This window comes from Sporosarcina sp. FA15 (genome assembly GCF_051550195.1).
Taxonomy (GTDB): Bacteria; Bacillota; Bacilli; order Bacillales_A; family Planococcaceae; genus Sporosarcina; species Sporosarcina psychrophila.
In genome coordinates this window covers 3231830-3252299 of sequence record NZ_CP188818.1, presented here as the reverse complement: position 1 = coordinate 3252299, position 20470 = coordinate 3231830, and the positions used below count along the sequence as shown (strand labels likewise).

General features: G+C 40.6%; 22 protein-coding genes. 18 read left to right on the top strand and 4 right to left on the bottom strand.

Annotation, left to right across the window (positions count from 1 at the left end; all coding sequences use genetic code 11):
* Positions 1 to 61 precede the first annotated feature (61 nt).
* The 17 genes from ACP8HG_RS15230 (at position 62) to ACP8HG_RS15150 (ending at position 14925) form a co-directional block, all read left to right on the top strand.
* Positions 62 to 1519 carry a sensor histidine kinase gene (locus tag ACP8HG_RS15230; protein WP_187046120.1) on the top strand — a complete coding sequence of 486 codons (1458 nt, stop codon included), beginning with the start codon at positions 62 to 64 and terminating at the stop codon, positions 1517 to 1519.
* Positions 1494 to 2063 carry an ANTAR domain-containing response regulator gene (locus ACP8HG_RS15225; RefSeq protein ID WP_067213538.1) on the top strand — a complete coding sequence of 190 codons (570 nt, stop codon included), beginning with the start codon at positions 1494 to 1496 and terminating at the stop codon, positions 2061 to 2063. The genes ACP8HG_RS15230 and ACP8HG_RS15225 overlap by 26 nt, the downstream gene beginning before the upstream one ends.
* A 145-nt stretch (positions 2064 to 2208) precedes the next feature.
* Entirely contained in the window at positions 2209 to 3459 is a 1251-nt protein-coding gene (eutH, locus tag ACP8HG_RS15220; RefSeq protein ID WP_067213537.1) for an ethanolamine utilization protein EutH, read from the top strand.
* Between the two features lie 129 nt (positions 3460 to 3588).
* On the top strand, positions 3589 to 3930 hold the full coding sequence (gene eutS, locus ACP8HG_RS15215) for an ethanolamine utilization microcompartment protein EutS (protein ID WP_067213536.1): 342 nt from the start codon (positions 3589 to 3591) through the stop codon (positions 3928 to 3930).
* Between the two features lie 16 nt (positions 3931 to 3946).
* Positions 3947 to 4468: a EutP/PduV family microcompartment system protein gene (locus ACP8HG_RS15210; protein WP_067213535.1), complete on the top strand. Its 522-nt coding sequence runs from the start codon at positions 3947 to 3949 to the stop codon at positions 4466 to 4468.
* A 146-nt stretch (positions 4469 to 4614) separates the two neighbouring features.
* On the top strand, positions 4615 to 6063 hold the full coding sequence (locus tag ACP8HG_RS15205; RefSeq protein WP_438297072.1) for an ethanolamine ammonia-lyase reactivating factor EutA: 1449 nt from the start codon (positions 4615 to 4617) through the stop codon (positions 6061 to 6063).
* 16 nt (positions 6064 to 6079) lie between these two features.
* Positions 6080 to 7444 (top strand): ethanolamine ammonia-lyase subunit EutB, encoded by a 1365-nt coding sequence (locus tag ACP8HG_RS15200; RefSeq protein WP_067213533.1) that lies wholly within the window; start codon positions 6080 to 6082, stop codon positions 7442 to 7444.
* Between the two features lie 12 nt (positions 7445 to 7456).
* Positions 7457 to 8437, top strand: coding sequence for an ethanolamine ammonia-lyase subunit EutC (gene eutC, locus ACP8HG_RS15195; protein WP_342539250.1), 981 nt, complete (start codon positions 7457 to 7459; stop codon positions 8435 to 8437).
* Positions 8438 to 8453: 16 nt separating this feature from the next.
* On the top strand, positions 8454 to 9101 hold the full coding sequence (gene eutL, locus ACP8HG_RS15190) for an ethanolamine utilization microcompartment protein EutL (protein ID WP_067213531.1): 648 nt from the start codon (positions 8454 to 8456) through the stop codon (positions 9099 to 9101).
* 22 nt (positions 9102 to 9123) lie between these two features.
* Positions 9124 to 10626, top strand: coding sequence for an acetaldehyde dehydrogenase (acetylating) (locus ACP8HG_RS15185; protein WP_438298665.1), 1503 nt, complete (start codon positions 9124 to 9126; stop codon positions 10624 to 10626).
* 127 nt (positions 10627 to 10753) lie between these two features.
* Entirely contained in the window at positions 10754 to 11041 is a 288-nt protein-coding gene (locus ACP8HG_RS15180; RefSeq protein WP_067213529.1) for a BMC domain-containing protein, read from the top strand.
* Positions 11042 to 11076: 35 nt separating this feature from the next.
* Positions 11077 to 11949: a phosphate propanoyltransferase gene (gene pduL / locus ACP8HG_RS15175; RefSeq protein ID WP_338654779.1), complete on the top strand. Its 873-nt coding sequence runs from the start codon at positions 11077 to 11079 to the stop codon at positions 11947 to 11949.
* Between the two features lie 15 nt (positions 11950 to 11964).
* Entirely contained in the window at positions 11965 to 12267 is a 303-nt protein-coding gene (locus ACP8HG_RS15170; RefSeq protein WP_067213527.1) for a EutN/CcmL family microcompartment protein, read from the top strand.
* On the top strand, positions 12242 to 12604 hold the full coding sequence (locus ACP8HG_RS15165; RefSeq protein WP_067213526.1) for a BMC domain-containing protein: 363 nt from the start codon (positions 12242 to 12244) through the stop codon (positions 12602 to 12604). Before ACP8HG_RS15170 ends, ACP8HG_RS15165 begins: the two co-directional genes overlap by 26 nt.
* Before the next feature lie 23 nt (positions 12605 to 12627).
* Positions 12628 to 13569 (top strand): malate dehydrogenase, encoded by a 942-nt coding sequence (mdh, locus tag ACP8HG_RS15160; RefSeq protein ID WP_338654782.1) that lies wholly within the window; start codon positions 12628 to 12630, stop codon positions 13567 to 13569.
* Between the two features lie 33 nt (positions 13570 to 13602).
* A complete protein-coding gene (locus ACP8HG_RS15155) occupies positions 13603 to 13758 on the top strand; it encodes a hypothetical protein (protein WP_438297068.1) in 156 nt (51 codons plus the stop codon).
* Positions 13759 to 13941: 183 nt separating this feature from the next.
* A complete protein-coding gene (locus ACP8HG_RS15150) occupies positions 13942 to 14925 on the top strand; it encodes a nuclease-related domain-containing protein (protein WP_340741039.1) in 984 nt (327 codons plus the stop codon).
* A 157-nt stretch (positions 14926 to 15082) separates the two neighbouring features.
* Here ACP8HG_RS15150 and ACP8HG_RS15145 read toward each other — a convergent pair whose 3' ends face one another.
* A complete protein-coding gene (locus ACP8HG_RS15145; RefSeq protein ID WP_067213522.1) occupies positions 15083 to 15886 on the bottom strand; it encodes an RDD family protein in 804 nt (267 codons plus the stop codon).
* Between the two features lie 246 nt (positions 15887 to 16132).
* Here ACP8HG_RS15145 and ACP8HG_RS15140 point away from each other — a divergent pair, with 246 nt between their 5' ends.
* Positions 16133 to 17098: a stage II sporulation protein M gene (locus ACP8HG_RS15140; protein WP_438297065.1), complete on the top strand. Its 966-nt coding sequence runs from the start codon at positions 16133 to 16135 to the stop codon at positions 17096 to 17098.
* On the opposite strand, the gene ACP8HG_RS15135 is transcribed toward ACP8HG_RS15140, so the two are convergent.
* From ACP8HG_RS15135 to ACP8HG_RS15125, 3 genes are read right to left on the bottom strand one after another with little or no spacing between them, the layout of a single operon-like run.
* Positions 17091 to 18452 (bottom strand): DUF58 domain-containing protein, encoded by a 1362-nt coding sequence (locus ACP8HG_RS15135; protein ID WP_399629567.1) that lies wholly within the window; start codon positions 18450 to 18452, stop codon positions 17091 to 17093. The two genes, ACP8HG_RS15140 and ACP8HG_RS15135, sit on opposite strands and share 8 nt — an antisense overlap.
* Positions 18403 to 19332, bottom strand: a complete 930-nt coding sequence (locus ACP8HG_RS15130; protein WP_187046115.1) for an AAA family ATPase — start codon at positions 19330 to 19332, stop codon at positions 18403 to 18405. Before ACP8HG_RS15130 ends, ACP8HG_RS15135 begins: the two co-directional genes overlap by 50 nt.
* Entirely contained in the window at positions 19329 to 20462 is a 1134-nt protein-coding gene (locus ACP8HG_RS15125; RefSeq protein WP_438297062.1) for a DUF4350 domain-containing protein, read from the bottom strand. Before ACP8HG_RS15125 ends, ACP8HG_RS15130 begins: the two co-directional genes overlap by 4 nt.
* Positions 20463 to 20470 lie beyond the last annotated feature (8 nt).

Genomic DNA, 20470 nt, shown 5'->3' with positions numbered 1-20470 from the left:
GTAGGATATAAATACTATAATGTATTCAAAGAATTCAAATAAAGGTGGGTATTAACTAACAGTGGCAGAATCTACACTCGAGCAATTGTGTACTATATATACGGACCTGTCAGCTGATGATATTCAACAATTAAAAAGTGTTGCTTCTACATTACAAATGTATGCGGATTTATCGGATGCTTACATGTTCATTGATTGTAAGATGAAAGACAATGAACAGGCAATTGTTGTTGCCGAGGCTTTTCCAAAGTCTATTAATGCTGTTTATGAAAATTCGGTTATTGGAAAGATAGTGTTTGATTCCTTTGAGCCGGGTGTGTTTTATAGTTATCGTAAAGGGAAGAAGTCACTAATTCGTCAGGCGGTAACACAAGAAGGAAGATCTGTGGAGCAAAGTGTAGTTCCTATTAAAAATAATATGCATCAAGTAATAGCTGTACTTATACAAGAGAAAGAAGTCTATCATGCCATGCCTTACACTAATAATCTTGAAGATCTTCCATTTGGACAGGAGTCAATCGGCTATGTCTTGGGGGATAAGAATAGTGAAATGCCGATAGTTTCGGACTTATTAATGGAAATTTTCCTGTTGACTGACCATGAAAATAAGTTGACTTATGCAAATCCAGTAGGTGTTAAATTCATAACAGAGATGAGTCATACGGAAGAAATACAAAATGTAAACTTAGTAGAGTTATTGCCTTTTCTTAAACCTGTATATGATCAGCAAGATGACGTTTTTGTATCTGAATTAACATTAGACCGTAAGAATCTCGTTGTCAAAAAAATTCGATTGCGGAAAAAGGATGAAATGAGAGGGACCTTACTCGTTATCCAAGACTTAACTGAGCTCCGTACGAAAGAAAAAGAACTTATGATGAAATCCGTTGTTATTCAAGAAATTCACCATCGGGTGAAGAATAATCTTCAAACCGTGGCAAGCTTACTTAGGTTACAAATGAGGAAGGGGATTTCCGAAGAAAGTAAATCCTACTTTGAAGATACGCTAAACAGGGTATTTAGTATTTCCTCCGTTTACGAATTGATTTTGGCTAATGAAGATGCAGAAGATGATGATGTGGATATCATTGAGCTTACAAAAAAGGTTTGTTCAACAATGACAATAAATGGCCCCAATAAAAAAGTGGGCTTGATTATTAGGTCAAATGGCAATAGAATATTAACATCATCAAGGAAAGCGGTTTCAATTGCACTAATTGTTAATGAACTCGTTCAAAACTCCTTGAAACACGCATTTCCTGGAGACACTCGCGGTGAGATTATTGTTAACTTTTATTCGAAGGCAGACTCTTTGGAGCTTCATATTTCCGACAACGGTGTTGGGATTAAACAAACGAAGTCATCACTTGGTTTAGAAATTGTACGTAATTTAGTTGTGAATGACTTGAATGGCGAATTTAGTTATATGCCGGAAGACATAGGAACACACGCAGCAATTATGTTTCCAGTAAGTCCGGAGGTTATTATTTATTATGAGAAAGAAAATATTGATAGCTGAAGATGAATCCTTAATTCGTATGGATATCAAGATGATGTTAGAAGACCATGGCTACGATGTTGTCGGTGAGGCAGGGGACGGTGATCGAGCGATTGAACTCGCATTTTTACATAAACCGGACCTAATTTTGATGGATATTAAAATGCCCAAGATTAACGGACTACAAGCCAGTCAAATTATTGCCAATCAGTTAGACTTACCGATTTTAATCATCACGGCTTATAGTCAAAAAGAATTTATCAAGAAAGCACAACAGGATAATATTGTAGGTTATTTGGTCAAACCTATTGCGGAATCAAATTTAATACCAGCAGTTGAAATCGCTCTCCATCAGTCGGGTAAAGCAAAAAGACTGAAAGAGGATATTAAAAACGCGAAACAAGAAGTAGAAAAAAGAAAACTGATTGAACGAGCCAAAGGAATTCTAATGCAAATGGAACAAATAACGGAAGAAGAAGCGTTTAAACGAATGAGAGATTCTAGTATGACCAGACAAATGACAATGGAGTCATTGGCTAAGGAAATTATTGCACAACAAAAGTGAATAACAACAAGCAAAGGCGCTTAAAGAGATTGTTCTTTAAGGGCCTTTTTGTATTTCTTTGGGGGGGTGATTGCTAATTGACTACTAAATAAAGAACAAAATGATAACGTTTTTATTAAATTACTACATAATAGGGGGAATACTAATGGCGATGATAGGCACAGTAATTGTATATATTATTATGTTTTGTGCAGTTTTGGGGGCGTTTGCGGCAATTAAAAACCCGGAAGATGGGCTTGGTAAGGAATTTATGTCTGGTCTTCATGCGGTTGGTCATATCTTTGTACCGGCAGCAGGTATCATGGCATCCATACCTTATTTAACATGGTTTATCAGTAAGTTTATCGGACCTATTTTTGATGCTATTGGGGCGGATCCGGCAATTGCCGCGACGACAATCTTAGCATCGGATATGGGCGGGTATCAGTTAGCAAATGCATTGAAAACTTCCTATGAAGGCTGGGTAATGGCATTAATTGTAGGATACATGGCGGGGGCAACAATTGTATTCTCGATACCTATGGGACTTGCAATGCTTGATAAAAGAGATCATAAATACATGGCACTTGGCGTAATGTCTGGTGTTCTAACAATTCCGATCGGTGCATTTATTGCTTCTGTATTGGTCGTATTGTTTAATACTGAAATTCGTGATGTCATAAGCACAACATCCGATTCTACGTATGAATTTGTCATCAGTTATGGACAAATACTAATTAACCTATTACCGTTACTCATATTTGTACTTTTAATCGCGGCAGGGTTGAAGTTCTTCCCACGTGGAATGATTGCAGGGTTTATGATTTTTGGACGTGTAATGGATGCGGCTATCAAACTAGTGTTAGTCTTCTCGATCGTTGAAATATTCACGGGTTTATTCACAACCATTTTTGGCGCATGGGGCTTCGATCCAATTATGGCGGATGAAGCAGATCAATTCCGCGCACTTGAAACGGCTGGTTATATTGGTATTATGTTAGCAGGGGCATTCCCAATGGTTTACTTACTACGTAAATATGCAGCGAAACCATTGGAAGCAGGTGGACGTAGGATTGGACTATCTTCCACAGGGAGTGCTGGTATCTTAGCGACGATGGCTAATATTTTGGCGATGTTCTCGCTAGTTAGATACATGAGGCCGAAAGATAAGGTCATTAACATCGCATTTGCAGTCTGTGCAGCATTCTTGCTAGGAGATCACTTGTCCTTTACGGCAAACTTCCAACCAAATATTATTTTGCCAGTAATTATTGGTAAATTAACAGCCGGTATCTGTGCAATTGGGATAGCGTACTGGTTATCTGTTCCAACAGCTCTGAAACTTGAAGAGAAAGACCGTGCAGATGGAACCATTCTTCCAGGCGAGTACTTAGAAGATGAAAAAGCCGAGAAGTAAGATTAAGCCTGATTGTACTAACCTTTTAACTATATAAGTTGAAATAAAGATTCCCTTGTAAGGCGCCTAAGCTAAGTTTTACATGTATAAATATTTTCGATATATATCTAGCAGAAAGGGGCAAATAAAGTGAGTGAAGAGAAAAAAAGGTTTATCCAAGAATTTGTACCCGGTAAGCAAATCACATTAAGTCATTTAATCGCTAATCCGAATCCTGATATGTTTCAAAAACTTGGTATTCAACAAGCAGGTGCGTTAGGAATTATGACATGCACACCAAGTGAAACAGTAATAATCGCGGGTGATTTGGCAACAAAAGCAGCGAATGTATCGATTGGTTTCTTAGATCGATTTACGGGAAGTCTTGTTATTGTTGGTAGTGTTTCAGAAGTCGACATGGCTATGAGTGAAATTAATCGATTTTTATCTGAGAGATTAGGATATACGCCAGCACTCATTACAAAGTCGTAAGGACGTGTTTGAGAAGATGAAAAACAGGGCGATGCTTATTGGTTCAATTGGCGCTGGAAAATCTACGTTAACGAATGCGTTATTAGGAAAAACTGTCGAGGCATTTAAAACACAGACATTGACCTATTACGATTGGATTGTAGATACACCTGGTGAATATACAGAGAATCCAATGTTTTATAAAAGCATTATGGCTACTGCTTTAGAAGTAACCCATGTGTTTTACTTGCAGGATGCAACAAACGGGAAAATGATTTTTCCGCCTGGATTTAGTATGGGGATTACGAAATTGCCGATTGGAGTGATTACCAAAAGTGATCATCCCAATGCAGACATAGCGCGGTCAATTGACATGATAAAGTCTGTTGTTTCGAGTGGGCCCATTGTCATTACTTCATCAGTTGAAGGAATTGGCATTGAGTACCTGAAAGAATTAGTGAAGTTAAATGATATGAATTCAATGAAAAACTTCGTAATCGCCGCTATGGACGATAAGCTTTTATTCAACGACTACCTTTACACTTCACGTAATGTTTGATATATTAATACTATTAAAAGTTAATGAACACGGCAAAGGCGCCTTTACTACTCGGAGAGTTTTCTTCGGGTCTGTAGAGGCGCTTTTATTTTTTGTCTAGAGTCCAGGCGCCTTGCGCTTTTATATCACTTAAATGAGGTGTGAGTATGGGTGGTTCCAATCGCGAACCGGAGACGATGATTAGTGCGGGGATTGACATTGGCACGAGCACAACAAAGCTAATTATTAGCCGATTTTCATTGATGAATGTAGCAGGTACCACTCATGTTCCCAAAATTGAAATTGTAGATAAAGAAGTTCTATACAAGAGTCCTATTTTCAGAACACCTTTAACCAATCCTTCGACGATAAATGTTGTGGAGATTGAAAAAATTGTTCGTTCAGAATATGCAAAGGCCGGTATCGTTGCTTCGCAAATTGCAACCGGTGCAGTCATTATTACCGGTGAAACGGCGACAAAGCAAAATGCGAGCGAGATGCTTCACTATTTGTCAGGTGAAGTTGGTGATTTCTTAGTAGCTACAGCAGGACCGGATTTAGAAGGAATTATAGCTGCTAAAGGTTCCGGAGCATATGACTATTCTAGTCGTAGCGGAAAAGTAATTGCCAATATCGATATAGGCGGAGGAACGGCGAACATTGCTGTTTACAAAGATAAGGTACTTCTTGGCACATGTACATTGCATATTGGAGGGCGACTCATAGAATTTCATGAGGGGAAAGTAAATTCTATTTCTCCGCCTGTACAAAAGCTTTTAACGGAGCAAAATGTGTTATTACATGTGGGCGATAATTCAGAATCAAGGAATATAAAATTTGTAACCGATTTCATGGCGGAGTCGTTGGGAAGAATACTGAAAAATGATGTCCAAGAAAAGGATGAAGTGCTTTTGCTAGGACATCATCCCAACTGGCACGAAAAGATTGACACGCTTGTTTTTTCGGGTGGTATTTCTGAGTGCATGTATAATCATGAACCGGATAAGGGGCAGAAATCGAATTACGATGATATAGGTGTACAGTTGGCAAAAGCTCTTCAAAGGAATGAAGCATTGCAAAGCTATTCATGGTTGGAGCCTGTTGAAACAGTACGGGCAACAGTTCTTGGAGCGGGCACGCAAACAACAGAAATTAGCGGAGCAACAATCCAGGTGGCATCGGATGAATTACCGCTTAAGAATATACCAGTTTACAATTATGCGTTTGGTGAGAATCTCCAAACTGGATTAGAAAACTTTGAAATAGCCGTTAAAAATGCAATCGATATATATGATGCGGCCAGAGAAGGACAGAACTTTGCATTATACATTTCCGAACTGCCTTATATGGGCTTTAGAGATATTCAAAAGTTAGCGGCCGCCATTATTCAGGTGATGGAACAACGACCTGATCCCGATCAACCGATTGTTCTAATTTTACAAACTGATCATGCAAAAGTGTTAGGTCAAACTTTGATTGCTATGCAAGTCAGGCAAAGCGTTATATGTATCGATCAAATTACTGTCGAACATGGTGATTATATGGACATCGGAAGAGCACTTGAATCCGGAGTTGTCCCTGTCGTCGTCAAAACATTAACATTTCACTCATCGTGAAGGAGGGTGTCTACTTTTGATATTAAAAACAACTTTAGGCGGCATAAGTTATAATTTCGCCGATCTGAAAGAAGTAATGGCAAAAGCAAATGAAGAAAAGTCGGGAGATCGGCTGGCGGGTGTTGCAGCGGAAACTGTACAAGAACGAATTGCTGCAAAAACGGTCCTCAGTGAAATCTTATTAAGTGATATTCGTAACAATCCTTTAATACCAATCGAAACGGACGAAGTTTCCAGAATTATTGAAGGCGATATAAATGAACGGATTTATGCAGAATTAAAAAATTGGAGTGTCGCTGAATTACGGGAATACATTTTAAGTAATAAAGTGGGCGACCGTGAACTGAAACGTATTAGCAGGGGCTTAACTTCCGAAATGATTGCTGCAGTTGCGAAGTTAATGTCTAATCTTGATTTAGTACATGCGGCCAATAAAGTTGAAATATTAACAACATGTAATATTACGATTGGTCAAAAAGGAACGATTTCATCTCGGTTACAGCCAAATCATCCGACAGACAACGTGGATGGAATGATTGCATCTCTGAAAGATGGATTGTCATATGGAATTGGCGATGCAGTAATTGGGATTAACCCTGTTGACGACTCCGTTGAAAGTGTTAAACGGCTATTGCATGCGACAAAAGATTTCATGCAAGAATGGGAAATTCCTACTCAAAACTGTGTGTTAGCTCATGTAAATACGCAGATGAAAGCAATTGAACAAGGTGCTCCGGCAGATATGATTTTCCAAAGTATTGCAGGAACTGAAGTAGCAAATCGCTCATTTGGTATTACTGCAGAACTGATCGCAGAAGCAAAAGATCTCGCTATGAAACAGGGAACGGGTTCAGGCCCACAAGTTATGTATTTTGAAACGGGTCAAGGGTCAGAGCTGTCGGCAGAAGCGCATCATGGAATTGATCAATTAACGCTAGAATCTAGAAATTACGGATTCGCAAGACACTTCGATCCGTTCATCGTAAATACGGTGGTCGGTTTTATCGGACCTGAGTACTTGTATAACAACAAACAAGTCATACGTGCTGGTCTCGAAGATCACTTCATGGGTAAAATGCACGGCATTCCGATGGGTGTGGACATCTGTTACACAAATCATATAAAAGCAGACCAAAATGACATTGAAGATTTAGGTGTCTTATTATCTGCTGCAGGGGTCAACTTCATCATCGCTACTCCTATGGGAGACGATGTAATGCTGAATTACCAGTCGATGAGCTTCCACGATGTAGCAACGCTTTTACAAACGTTTGGTAAAACACCGGCGCCGGAATACTTAAAATGGCTTGAAAAAATGGGGATTTATGAAAACGGTCGCTTAAGTGCTCGAGCAGGCGACCCTACTATATTTACACGTTAGGAGATGACATCTGTGAATGAACAACTCATTGAAAAGATTACGAAGATGGTCGTTGAAAAACTCCAAACAAGTAACTTGAAAACAGATGATCGTGATAATGACAACAAACAGATGCCTGTTATGTTGTTTCAAGAGACTTTAGTAGGAAATCATTTTACAGAGGAAACAGTGCGTGCAACTCCTGATGGAAATGTGAAATTCTTCGATACGGCGCTAGAGGATAAAAAGCCGAAAAGCGTAAATCTGCAAGCAAGCAAAAGTAAGCCTGTAATAGAGGAATCAAATAAGGAAGCGTACTTAGCTGATCTTCGTAAGAAAACACCTGCACGGATTGTAGTGGGAAGAGCAGGTACTAGACCGAAAACAGCTACCTGGCTCCAATTCAGATTTGACCATGCAGCAGCTGTAGACGCTGTTTACGGTGAAGTTCCGCAAGAAATATTGGAACGATTGGGCTTCCTCCAATTGCATTCAAAAGTGTTGGACAAAGAAGAGTATATCCGACGACCTGATTTAGGAAGAAGATTATCGGATGACTCTAAAAAAATGGTTACGGAAAAATGCCAGCGCGCTCCAAGGGTACAAATTGTTGCTTCTAACGGACTAAGTGCCAAAGCACTTGAAGTGAATTTAGAAGATGTCTACTTATCATTGGAGCAGTCGTTAAACAATTTAAATATTGAGATGGGTACCACTATTTATGTTGATAAAGGCAGAGTTGCTTTAATGGATGAAATAGGTGAAATCCTGCAGCCTGATGTCGTCATCATTTTAATTGGGGAGCGTCCAGGACTTGTCTCGGCAGAATCATTAAGCGCCTATATTTGTTACAAACCCCGCATTGGAACGATCGAAGCGGAACGCATGGTCGTTTCAAATATTCACAAAGGTGGAATTCCACCGGTGGAAGCAGGAGCGTATCTTGGAACTGTTATCCAAAAGATATTGAAGTATGAAGCAAGTGGCGTTTCACTTGTTAAGAAGGAAGGATAGGAGGTGTGTAGATGTCATGAAGAAAGTTCATGCAGAAGTGTTGTCTATGCAAGTTATTCCTAATGTAGATGCTGGGCTAGCTACGAAGTTTAATTTAAAGCCTTACCAACGGAGTTTGGGGTTATTTACAACAACGATTGATGACGTGGGTTATACGGCTGCCGATCAGGCAACGAAAGATTCGGACGTCGAAGTGGTCTATGCAAAAAGTTTTTACGCAGGATCGGCACATGCATCGGGTCCTCTTTCAGGAGAATTTATCGGCATCATAGCAGGTTCATCTCCGGATGAAGTGAAAAGCGGCCTTGATTCGATTCGTACCACAATCGAAAATACGGCTTACTTTGAAGCCATCAATGATGATGAAAATCATGCGTTATATGCGCATACAATTTCAAGCTGTGGAAGTTATTTGGCAGAGGTTGCTGGGATTTCACCCGGCCAATCGCTTGCTTACTTAATCGCTCCGCCAATCGAAGCAATTGTAGGACTGGATGCGGCGTTAAAGGCGGCAGACGTTAGTGTGTGTGAATTTTTCGCTCCGCCTTCTGAAACGAACTTTGGTGGAGGGTTACTAACAGGCAGTCAATCTTCTTGCCAAGCAGCGGCGGATGCGTTTAGAGAAGCCATTTTGAATATGGCGAAGAGGCCTTTAGAATATTAGGAAAGGAGAGAGTGCAGTGGTAATAGCAATAGATGCTGATTTATTAGCTCTCCAGGAAATGCGTACAGCAGTGCAAATCGCTAAGGAAGCACAATTAGCTTATATGAGTTTTACACAAGAGCAAGTGGATCGTATCGTTAAGGCGGTTGCTGATGCGGCGTACGAACAGTCTGCAAGACTAGGTAAGATGGCAGTAGAAGAAACAGGAATGGGTGTAGCGGCTCATAAAACCATTAAAAATGAAGTTGGTTCAAGAGATGTTTACGAAAGTATTAAAGATTTAAAAACAGTCGGTGTAGTCGGTGAGGATAAAGTTAAAAAGGTTGTTGAGATAGCTGCTCCTTTTGGAGTTGTGGCAGCAATCATTCCAACAACAAATCCAACGTCAACCGCGTTTTTTAAAACATTAATTGCTTTGAAAACGAGAAACTCAATTGTCGTAAGCCCCCATCCCTATGCAATTCAATGTACGAACGAAGCGTTAAAGGTTTGTGACGAAGCGGCTGTGGCGGCGGGAGCACCAAAAGGGTTGATCCAGTGCTTAACGATGGCTTCGATGGATGCAACACAACAATTGATGAAGCATCCCGATGTGAACTTAATTCTTGCAACGGGTGGCAGTGCATTGGTAAAAGCGGCATACAGTTCAGGGAAACCTGCATATGGAGTCGGTCCCGGAAATGTTCCCGTTTATATTGAACGTTCTGCCAAAATCGAGAAAGCAGTTAAAGATATCATCGACAGTAAATCGTTCGATTATGGAACAATCTGTGCAACAGAGCAAGCGATAGTGGTAGACCGCAACATTTTAGAGCTAGTTAACCGCGAATTAAAGAAAAACGGTGCGTATATTTTATCAGATGAAGAAAAGCTCATCATGGAAAAAGTAGTTTCACCTGTTCCGGGAAAAGTGAATCCTAAAATTGTTGGAAAAAGCCCGCAAGTCATTGCGAAATTGGCAGGCATTACACTACCCGAAGGGACACGTGTCATCGTTGGGATGGAAACAAAAGTAGGAAAAGAAATTCCTTTCTCGCTTGAAAAGTTATCCCCTGTTTTCGCAATGTATGTAGCATCTGATCTGAATCATGCAAAAGACCTTTGTTTATCATTATTAAACCTAGGCGGCCGTGGGCATTCGCTGTCCATTCATACAGAAACAGACGCTATCGCACGTGAATTTGCGATGGATATGCCTGTCTCACGTATTTTAGTAAACACGATGTCATCCGTTGGAGCGGTTGGGGGCACAACAGGTTTAATGCCTTCGATGACATTAGGTTGTGGGACATTCGGGGGGAATATTACATCCGACAATGTAACAGCTAAGCATTTGTTAAACATTAAACGAATGGCTTATGGCATTAAAGAAGTACAGCTTCCGAAAAATACAGCTGATTCAAGTGAAGACGTAACAGAACAAGTAGTCTCACAAGTATTGAAATCTATGAGTTCAAGTGACAATGTCAATCCTGAAATGGTGAAAGACTTAGTCAACGAAATCGTGAAACAATTATCTAAATAAGAATACTTCAATACCTCTGCAAACTAGCGAAGGCGCCTTAAAAGAGGCATCCCCAAGCGCCGCAGCGGATTCAATGAAATGCTTCATTTCAACATACCAAACTAAAAATTACTAGGAGGAAACAGACATGAATAGAGAAGGTACAGCATTAGGAATGGTAGAAACAAAAGGATTAATCGGTGCAATCGAAGCAGCAGACGCAATGGTGAAAGCAGCAAGCGTACATCTAGTTGGTAAAGTACACGTAGGTGGAGGAATTGTAACTGTTTTAGTACGTGGAGATGTAGGTGCAGTTAAAGCGGCGACAGATGCAGGAGCTGCAGCGGCACAACGTGTAGGCGAATTGCTATCTGTTCATGTAATTCCAAGACCGCATGATGAGCTTGAAATGCTATTACCTAAATCAGATAACTAATACTCGCATGTTTTTAACAGGAAGGCGGTAACGACATGGATCAGCAATTGATTGAAAAAATTGTGGGGGAAGTACTTGGCCAATTAACAAAAGCAGAAATTGAACCAAAACAAGCACCTGTACTTCCTCCAAATACAATACCAATCGCTGTTTCTGCTCGTCACGTCCATTTGTCGCAAGAACATGTTGAGATACTATTTGGTAAAGGGTATGAATTAACGAAGAAAGCTGATTTATCCCAACCAAATCAATTTGCAGCGAATGAGACAGTAGTCATTGCAGGTCCAAGAGGGAGCATTGAACGTGTTCGTGTACTTGGCCCTGCGCGCTCGTTGACGCAAGCAGAAGTCAGCTGGACAGATGCTATGAAGCTTGGCGTTAAGCCGCCACTTCGTGAATCAGGTAATATTGCAGGTTCAGGAGCATTTACGTTAATCGGGACAAAAGCAAGTCTATATCTCGATGAAGGGTTAATCATTGCCCAAGCTCATATTCATATGCAGCCCGAGGACGCAATGCAATTGGGCGTACAAAATGGCGAGTATGTAACGGTAGAAGTAGCTGGAATACGACCGATTGCTTATCGTAACGTGAAGATTAGAGTTTCTGAGCGGTATCGTTTAGAAATGCATATCGATACAGATGAGGCAAATGCGGGTTTAATCACGCAGGGAACGGTTGGGCATGTTATTCGCTCTGGCGAAGTTCGTTCAAGCGTACTTGTCGACAATAAAACGTCAGAGATTATTGTTAAAAACCAGCATGATTTTAAAAAGAAATTGCTGTCAAATGATGATGTCAGAGAAATTACGGCAACTGAGATTATCGTTGAAAAAGGAACAATCGTCACAGCACTTGCGCGTGATACAGCAAGAGATTTAGGTAAATCTATTTCCGTTAGAAAATAGAAAAAGGTGATAGTCATGCGTTTAGGAAAAGTGATTGGAAACGTTTGGGCAACACGCAAAGAAGAAGGATTACAAGGTGTGAAATTACTGATCATCCAACCTGAAGATGCGTATGGTAACCCGGTGAGAACACATTTTGTTGCCGCAGATCGACTTGGCGCCGGAATTGGTGATCAAGTCATTGTAACAAGTGGCGGTTCATCGCGTTTTATAGATAAAGATAACCCCATTCCAATTGATGCGGTTGTGATTGGAATAATCGATTCAACAGAAGTGAAGAGAGGTGAAATCGATGAGTCAAGCAATCGGAATGATTGAAACAAAAGGATTAGTCGGTTCCATGGAAGCGGCAGATGCAATGATTAAAGCGGCTAACGTTAGATTGATAAAACAAGAATTTATTGACGGAGGAATCGTGACGGTTATTGTTCAAGGTGATGTTGGCGCTGTGCAAGCAGCTGTCGACGCCGGCCGTGAAGCTGCGAAGCGTGTAGGTGAACTTTTAGGAGCTCACGTTATTCCGCGTCCAGACGAATCTGTTTATAAAATGGTTAAACCCCTTGACTATAATGAGTTTGAACAACAGAAAAAACAAGTGAAACTTACACCTGCACCTACTACTAAAGAGCAGGTAACAAAAAAGACTGATAGTTAATGGTTATGGAAGGGTGAGCATATTTGGCTTTTCGGAGAAATAAAATCGCCGTAATTGGTGCGGGTTATACCGGTGCCACAGTAGCTTTAATGCTAGCGCAAAAAGAGTTGGGTGATATTGTATTGCTCGATATCCCTGAACAAGAAAACCCTGTAAAAGGGAAAGCGCTTGATATACTACAAACAGGTCCTGTTCAAGGTTTCAATGCAAAAGTAATGGGGACTTCCAATTACGAGCATATTCAAGACGCGGATATGGTCATCATTACTGCAGGTATTGCAAGAAAACCTGGTATGAGTAGAGATGATCTTGTCAATACGAATGCAAAAATTATGCGTGCTGTATCGGAGCAAGTGAAAAAATATGCACCCGAAAGCACTATTTTAATTTTAAGTAATCCTGTAGATGCAATGACATATGTCTGTTATAAAACGACGGGGTTCCCTAAAAATAGAGTCATTGGTCAATCGGGTGTACTTGATACAGCCCGCTTTAATACATTTGTCGCTGAAGAGTTGAATATTTCAGTGGAGGATATTTCCGGGTTTGTTTTAGGGGGGCACGGGGATGATATGGTTCCTCTTGTTAGGTATTCCTACGCAGGTGGGATACCCCTTGAGAAAATCATTCCTCAAGATCGCATGGATCAAATCGTAGAGCGAACGAGAAAAGGCGGCGGTGAAATTGTTTCCTTACTTGGAAACGGAAGTGCATACTATGCGCCAGCTGCTTCACTTGTCGAAATGGCCGAATCGATTATTCGTGATAAGAAAAGGATTTTACCGTCAATTGCTTATCTAGAGGGAGAGTACGGCTATACTGATTTATATTTAGGTGTCCCGGCTGTGATTGGCGGGAACGGTATAGAGAGCATTATTGAGCTTCCGTTAACGATTGAAGAGAAGGCCGCGCTAGACAAGTCGGTTGAATCAGTTCGTTCCGTACTTGAGATATGTGATAAATAAGCAAGGGCATTCCGGTTATTCGGGATGCTTTTTTTGTGTCTTGTAAATTACGATATCGAGATAGGCGGTGATAAATCCGTTCGAGTCGGTGATAAAGTGCTTCAAGGCGGTGATAACCAAGTTCATGCCGGTGATAAAGTGCTTCAAGGCGGTGATAACCAAGTTCATGCCGGTGATAAAATGCTTTAAGGCGGTGATAAAACCAGCAATTCAACTAGGCGATGGGAAGGTGCAAGTAATGGGAAGGCGAGCATAGCATGCCACTTGCTGGTCAAAAAAAGATAATAAATTGAATACTCTTTCTAATTATGGTTTCTGTGATCAGAATATGGTACGATTTCCTTAAGCAGACGTCAAAAACTAGCGAGGAGGTTGAGAAAATTCATTAGTAAGCGAAGAAAGGAACCATTGCTACTTGAGGGGTTAAACGCGGCTATCGAGCGTATAGCGCCAGAACAAGGAACAATTCTTCCTCTATTGAAGGCTAGATACGCATCAGTAAAAGCTGGGTTCGGCGGAGAACAGCAACTAGACAGGATATTTGAAAGCTATTCTTTTCCAATGAAACACCAAGTCCTGTACGATTTATCTCTTACATCGAGTACTCATTTTCAAATGGATACATTATTCATCACACCGTCGTATGCAATAATTTTTGAAGTAAAGAACATTGCTGGAAAACTTAAAGTAATTAATAATCCACCACAATTAATCCGTACACTGGACAACGGGGAAGTGAAGGGTTTCAACAGCCCTATTACCCAAGTGCAGAGTAATTGTGAGCTACTGCGGGACTGGTTTCAAGCACGCGATGTCTATTTACCGATTTACGGTGCAATCGTTTTGGCTTATTCAACACAACGTATTGAACTATTTGACACGGAAATTCCATTCCTATTCCCAAAGGCAGTTCCCACTTACATTCGCAGTCTTTCCGCAGAACCCCCACTGTTGGACGATGCAAGCTTCAAAAGGCTAGGGCATGAACTTGTTGCCAGCCATCGCGAATTTATTCCACCCCCAATCAGCTTCACCTACCCTGATATTCAGAACAAAATTATAACAGGCGTTGCATGCCCATCATGCGGTCTTTTTGGAATGAAAAAATATATGAAAGGTTGGCGTTGTACAGCATGTGATGGGACAAGTCCAGATGCCCATAAAAAAGCAATCCGTGATTGGTTTCTTTTATTCGGAGGGGCAATGAAAAACAAAGACTGCCGGGAATTTTTACACATTGATCGCCAACAAACAGCTAATCGGATTTTAAACAGCATGAATTTACAAACGGAAGGGGCGAATCGAAATCGAAGTTACTCGATGAATCTCAGATTGAAATGTGAAAAGCGCACCTAATTCAAGTGCGCTTTTTCATTTTGAGTTATTTTGGCCATGACGGTGATAAACTTGTTTGAGTCGGTGGTAAAGTGTCCCATGGCGGTGATAACCTCGTTGGAGTCGGTGATAACTCGTCTCACGTCGGTGATAACCCTAACATCAACCGCGAAGCTGGTCACAATTCGTACGCCCATTCCTCTTTCAAGATCAAATATAAGACAAGCAAAGTGTTTTCTAAATCAAGGTGGCTTTTTCCTGCTATTTCTAATCCTAATTTAGGGAATAATAATCCGGCCATTTGTAGGGTAAGTTCAGATCTTTCGTTTGTTGGCAACTGCATAAGACGATTACTATAGGTGTTAATGAGGTTCCAATCTTTCTGGCTGAGTGATTGTAAAGCCCACTCATCAATGGTGAAATCGTCTTTCGTTAGGCCTTTTTCTATGATTTCTTTTTCAATCGGTGAAAGCTTCTTCTTTCGTTTCGCTTTTCTCTCATGGACGACGATTGTCCCTGCCACAAGGTCCCCAATTCTTTTATGTGTTGGATGGAAGTAAATCATTATGATGCCCAGAAAGTAACCTGCCGGTAAATTATCAACAATCCGAAGAAAGTTACGAATAAAACTAGATAAGAGTGTCAGACTATGGCCATTTTCCTGAATGGCTCGAATCCCGACGATTCGCTTTCCAATTGTTCTCCCGCCTGAAAAGTATTCGAGAGCGATAAAATACCCTGAGTTAATAATAAAGAGGCCAACGATTGTAAGTCCTAATAGAAGGGAGTCTGTACCTGCATAAGCCAATAGGTCCATCTCGCCAGTAAAAAGGATAATAAGAGAAATAATGATTAACGCATTCACGACGAGTAGAATAAGTTGGTCGATTATAAACCCTGTGGCTCTACTACCAAGACCCGCAAGCTGAAATTGAAGAGATACGAATTCCGGCGTTTTAATTCCTACTTGCTCTTGTTTCACAATGATTTCCTCATTTCTGGTGGAGTTTTCATTTTATTACAAGTTGTTCAAGTTCATCTGCTATACTTGTATTTATATACATTTGTTACTAACTATATATGTTGATATAAAGAATCCCCTCAACAACGCTAGGCTACCCCTATGAGGCGCATACGCTGGAGATTATATAGAATCATTAGTTCAACATAACTAGACAGAGGTATTTTGGAAACTCTTTCAATCAATAAAAAACAAGAAGGTGACTAGATGAATATAAAGCAATTTGTAAAGTTGCATCGTGATGATTGGAATCAGCTTGAAGATCTAGTATCAATCATGCATAAAAGGAAATCCGGTATGACGGGTGCCACGATTGATAAATTTTATCGGTTCTATCAAAAGGCAACCCAGAATCTATCCTATTCACAAACGTATTTTCCCGAGGACGAAGTAACACTTTACTTAAATGGACTTGTTTCGAAATCGCATAATCTCTTATATAAAGACCAAATATCGAGTATGAAACAAATTGGGCATTTTTTGAGCACAACATTTATTCGCCTATTTTTAGAACAATGGAAGTTTATCGTTGCTGCAATGCTGTTGTTTACATTAGGTGGGGTAGGAAGCTTTTTCGCGGTTGTCAATGATCCGCAAACGATGCATGGGATCTTACCAGCAGAAATAGCTCAAGGTGTGAATCCTCAACAACTAGGTAGTGCAGATGGTCAGGTTAATTCTTCGGTGATGTCCGCCAGTATCATGACAAATAATATTAATGTGGCGATCTTGGCATTTGCCGGCGGGGTCACATTTGGTTTATTAACAGTCTATGTACTCATTTATAATGGTATTGTAGTGGGGGCCCTCGCTGGCTTGTTCTTTCATTATGGGAAATCATATGAGTTTTGGGCATACATCGTTCCCCATGGAATGATTGAGCTTACAGCTATTTTTATCGCAGGTGGTGCCGGTCTGTTAATGGGCTATAAGCTCTTTGTTCCAGGACAATTTTCCAGAGGCTATCAGTTAAAGAAACAGGCACAACGTTCTGTCCAACTTTTGATAGGGACAATTCCTTTATTTGTAATTGCTGGATTGATCGAAGGTTTCATCACCCCAGCAGCGATTCCCTTGGCAGCGAAGTATAGTGTTGCATGCATAACCGTGTTTGGCTTAGTTCTGTATATAGTGATTGGCAGGGTATTACTAGCAAAAAGACAGCTTATATAAGATTACGATTCATAATATCGATATAATGGGAAACTGCAGCTACTGCAAGTTTGTCCTCGCGGGCCTCAATCATTTGTAGGCCTTGCTTTTCCCATTTTAATTTTTCTTTTTTCTTGATCAAAACTTGCTGCTGGGCAATGCTTTTTTCCATCGCGCTTCGAACGTCTACGGGTACCTCATTGGCTTTCTTCAATATCGCCACATCTTCAATTCCGATCATCAAAAACACATGTCTTTGTCTTAGACGCTGTAAATATACTAGCGCGCTTTCCTCATGAAGAAATGTGCGTACATCACTAAATAAGAGTAGCAAGCTTCGTTTCTTTTGCATCGTTTCCAAATAAGTGAGCACAGCCGCATAATTTGACTCTGCTGTATCGACTTTAAGGTTGTAGACTGCCTGAAGGATTGTCTGTAAATGTGTCATGCCTTTTGCGGGTGGTATAAATACTTTCACTTCTTTTGAAAATGCTACTATAGAGACATAATCTCCTTTTTGTAAAGCCGCCGCGGTCACTGTTAATGCGGCTTCCAGCGCTTTCTCAAGGCGATTGCCTATCGCTAGTTCCGAGCCCATCATTCGCCCGCAATCAATTAAAATGGTTACATACTTTCCATGCTCAGGTTCATATTCATTAGTCATCACTTCTTGAAGCTTTGCAGTTTGCCGCCAGTTGATCATCCGTGGATCATCACCTACAGCATAGTTTCTAATCTGTGCGAAATCTCCTACACCGCGTTGTTGCTTACGAATTTTCGAGCCATCATATAATAAAAAACGCTGAGCGTTCCCTAAATAGTGTTTCGTCTCTGTTAAATCGGGGATCACTTTTACAGAATCGACTAATTCAATCGTCTGTTGCTTTGCCCACAACCCAAAACGACTTGTATAACGAAAGTAAAGCCGCTCAATGTCATACTTACCTCTAACGGGTGCATTTGTTTCGTAAGTAACTATACTTGCGGATACCCTCGGAGCCTCCCCACGGAGCGGAAAAGGCCGCTTAAATGACTGGGGAATATCATCCACTAAGAAAAAGCGAAGATCAAATTCGGAAGTATTACTTACTTCAATCTCTACTGTATAGCTGAGATTACGCTCTAGCTCTGTAGTGATTGTACGCCGAAAGCTCAGTTGACTTTTCTTAGGTGAATAAATTAAATCCAGTAAACTTACTAAAATAACACCGACGTTCAAGGTAATGATCAAGGACCAAGTAATCTCGAGTAGGCTTCCAAGTAAAATGACAAGCAACGAAAAGACTAGGTAAGCACTGAGTAATCGTTTCGTCGGTAAAATTCCTCTACCTTGGAACAGGAACCGAGCCCACAAGTTCTTCAATGATTTGGTCAACGGCCGCTCCCTCCATTTCTACATGTGGCGCTAATTGAATCCGATGCCTTAATGAAGGTTTCGCTACTATTTTAATATCATCTGGCGTCACATAGTCTCGACCCGCTAAGTAGGCCCATGCTTGGCATGCCTTACCAATCGAAATCGCTGCTCTTGTACTCGCACCAAAGCGGATTGAATCTGTTTCCCGGGTCTTTCTGACAATCTGCATAATGTAATCTAGCACGCCATCCTCAATCGTCACACGCTGAATTTCTTCTCTAATTGTCAAGAAAGCCTCCATATCTAGTACGGGAGTAACCAGGCTTGTATCAAAAGTTTTTTCAATCACTTGTTTAAGTACATTTTTTTCTTCTGCAAATGAAGGGAAATCAATTTTTAACTTAAATAGGAAACGATCTTGCTGAGCTTCGGGCAAGGGATACGTTCCTTCGAATTCAATCGGGTTTTGTGTCGCCACAACAAAAAACACATCTGGTAATGGATACGTGTTTCCTTGAATGGTAACTTGTTGTTCTTCCATCGCTTCTAAAAGTGCTGCTTGCGTTTTTGCTGGCGTTCGGTTAATTTCATCTGCCAAAAGGATGTTGGTAAATACAGGTCCTTTTAGCGTTTCAAACGTGCCTTCTTTCATATTGTAGATCATACTTCCGGTAATATCACTTGGAAGTAAGTCTGGTGTAAACTGGATTCGGCGAAAACTTCCGCCAAGAAGTTCTGCGAGCGATCTAACCATTTGTGTTTTTCCAGTACCCGGAACTCCTTCGAGTAGAACATGTCCTCCTGATAAAATTGCAGATAATAGAAGCTTGAGGTTAGTGCTTTGACCTAAAATACGTTCTTCATATTTTTCTAATAAGGTTAAAACTTGTGCTCTCATCCTTCTTCAACCTCTTTCCTGATCTTCTCTAGTCTTTTAGACCATAACAAGTATTCCTGCTTGCTCACTGTGCTCTTTTCTAACATATCTGCCAAACCACTTAATAGGGAGTGAATCTCTCCTTTTTCCAAATGTGGCCACTTTCGTTCGAATTGTGCGGTGAGATCCTTCCATTCCTGATGATAAGGAATTCTCCAATGTTCTTGTAGCAAAGTCATGACATAATTAGCTTGAATAACTAACGAATCATGATAACGATGCCCTCTAATATACCAGGCAGCTAAAGCTTTAATCCCTTCATCACTGAAGCGAACTGTTTCTTGTCTTGAAATGAAAATAGGTCCGAATCGCTTTCCATGGTGCCACAGCCAAAGAATTGTCAAAAGGGCACCTTGAATCATTAATAACAAAAACCAGCGTGGATAGATGTTCAAAATGGTTGTGGCATTTTTCACATCATGGATGTATTCATCAAATAAAATGACTTTGCTATCCACGTCTTTTAGAAGTGCTAAAATGAGTGCAAGATGATCATCCGTTACTATTTCTCCGTTCATAATCCATTTCGGAGAATTAGTTACAATCAATTGACCCTCACCAACTACTCGCTTTAACGCAATTGTGCCTGCATCATCAGATAGTAAGATTTCGTCTTGAGCATTTTCTAGAAGCCTCACTTGGCTAGTCACGTCAGTTCTAGTACGATAACTAGCGCCTGCTGGGTCAAACAGATTTACTGCGTCAGTTTCCACGACTTCTGTTTCTAGTCCAAACATCCCTTTCGGATTTTCTTTGAATAACAGGATTGTATTTCCTGCTTCCATAAAGCGGTTGTAGCTGTCCAGTTCTGCACTGTTCGGTGTAAAGTATGGTTCGATCATAATGAGTAGTTGATTTGCTGGCTTGTTTGGTAATTGGCTTGGAGAATCGGACCATCTTTTGACAACATCCTGATGATTCAGTGCGTATGTATAAAATGCCTTCACACCTGTAGGAGAAGGAGAATCAGAAGCATACATTGGATACTCTTTTAGTTGTCCTTGGATTAAGATATACCGTGAAAACAGTAGCACAGTCAAAAGAATTACTAGCCATACCCATATTTTTTTATTCGCTATTGGGTTCTGCAATCTATCTT

Coding starts and splice junctions, on each gene's coding strand:
- pduL (WP_338654779.1), top strand. CDS start 11,077: ATGGATCAGCAATTGATTGAAAAAATTGTGGGGGAAGTACTTGGCCAA.
- ACP8HG_RS15180 (WP_067213529.1), top strand. CDS start 10,754: ATGAATAGAGAAGGTACAGCATTAGGAATGGTAGAAACAAAAGGATTA.
- ACP8HG_RS15210 (WP_067213535.1), top strand. CDS start 3,947: ATGAAAAACAGGGCGATGCTTATTGGTTCAATTGGCGCTGGAAAATCT.
- ACP8HG_RS15130 (WP_187046115.1), bottom strand. CDS start 19,332: ATGAGAGCACAAGTTTTAACCTTATTAGAAAAATATGAAGAACGTATT.
- ACP8HG_RS15140 (WP_438297065.1), top strand. CDS start 16,133: ATGAATATAAAGCAATTTGTAAAGTTGCATCGTGATGATTGGAATCAG.
- eutH (WP_067213537.1), top strand. CDS start 2,209: ATGGCGATGATAGGCACAGTAATTGTATATATTATTATGTTTTGTGCA.
- ACP8HG_RS15225 (WP_067213538.1), top strand. CDS start 1,494: ATGAGAAAGAAAATATTGATAGCTGAAGATGAATCCTTAATTCGTATG.
- ACP8HG_RS15205 (WP_438297072.1), top strand. CDS start 4,615: ATGGGTGGTTCCAATCGCGAACCGGAGACGATGATTAGTGCGGGGATT.
- ACP8HG_RS15170 (WP_067213527.1), top strand. CDS start 11,965: ATGCGTTTAGGAAAAGTGATTGGAAACGTTTGGGCAACACGCAAAGAA.
- eutL (WP_067213531.1), top strand. CDS start 8,454: ATGAAGAAAGTTCATGCAGAAGTGTTGTCTATGCAAGTTATTCCTAAT.
- ACP8HG_RS15165 (WP_067213526.1), top strand. CDS start 12,242: ATGAGTCAAGCAATCGGAATGATTGAAACAAAAGGATTAGTCGGTTCC.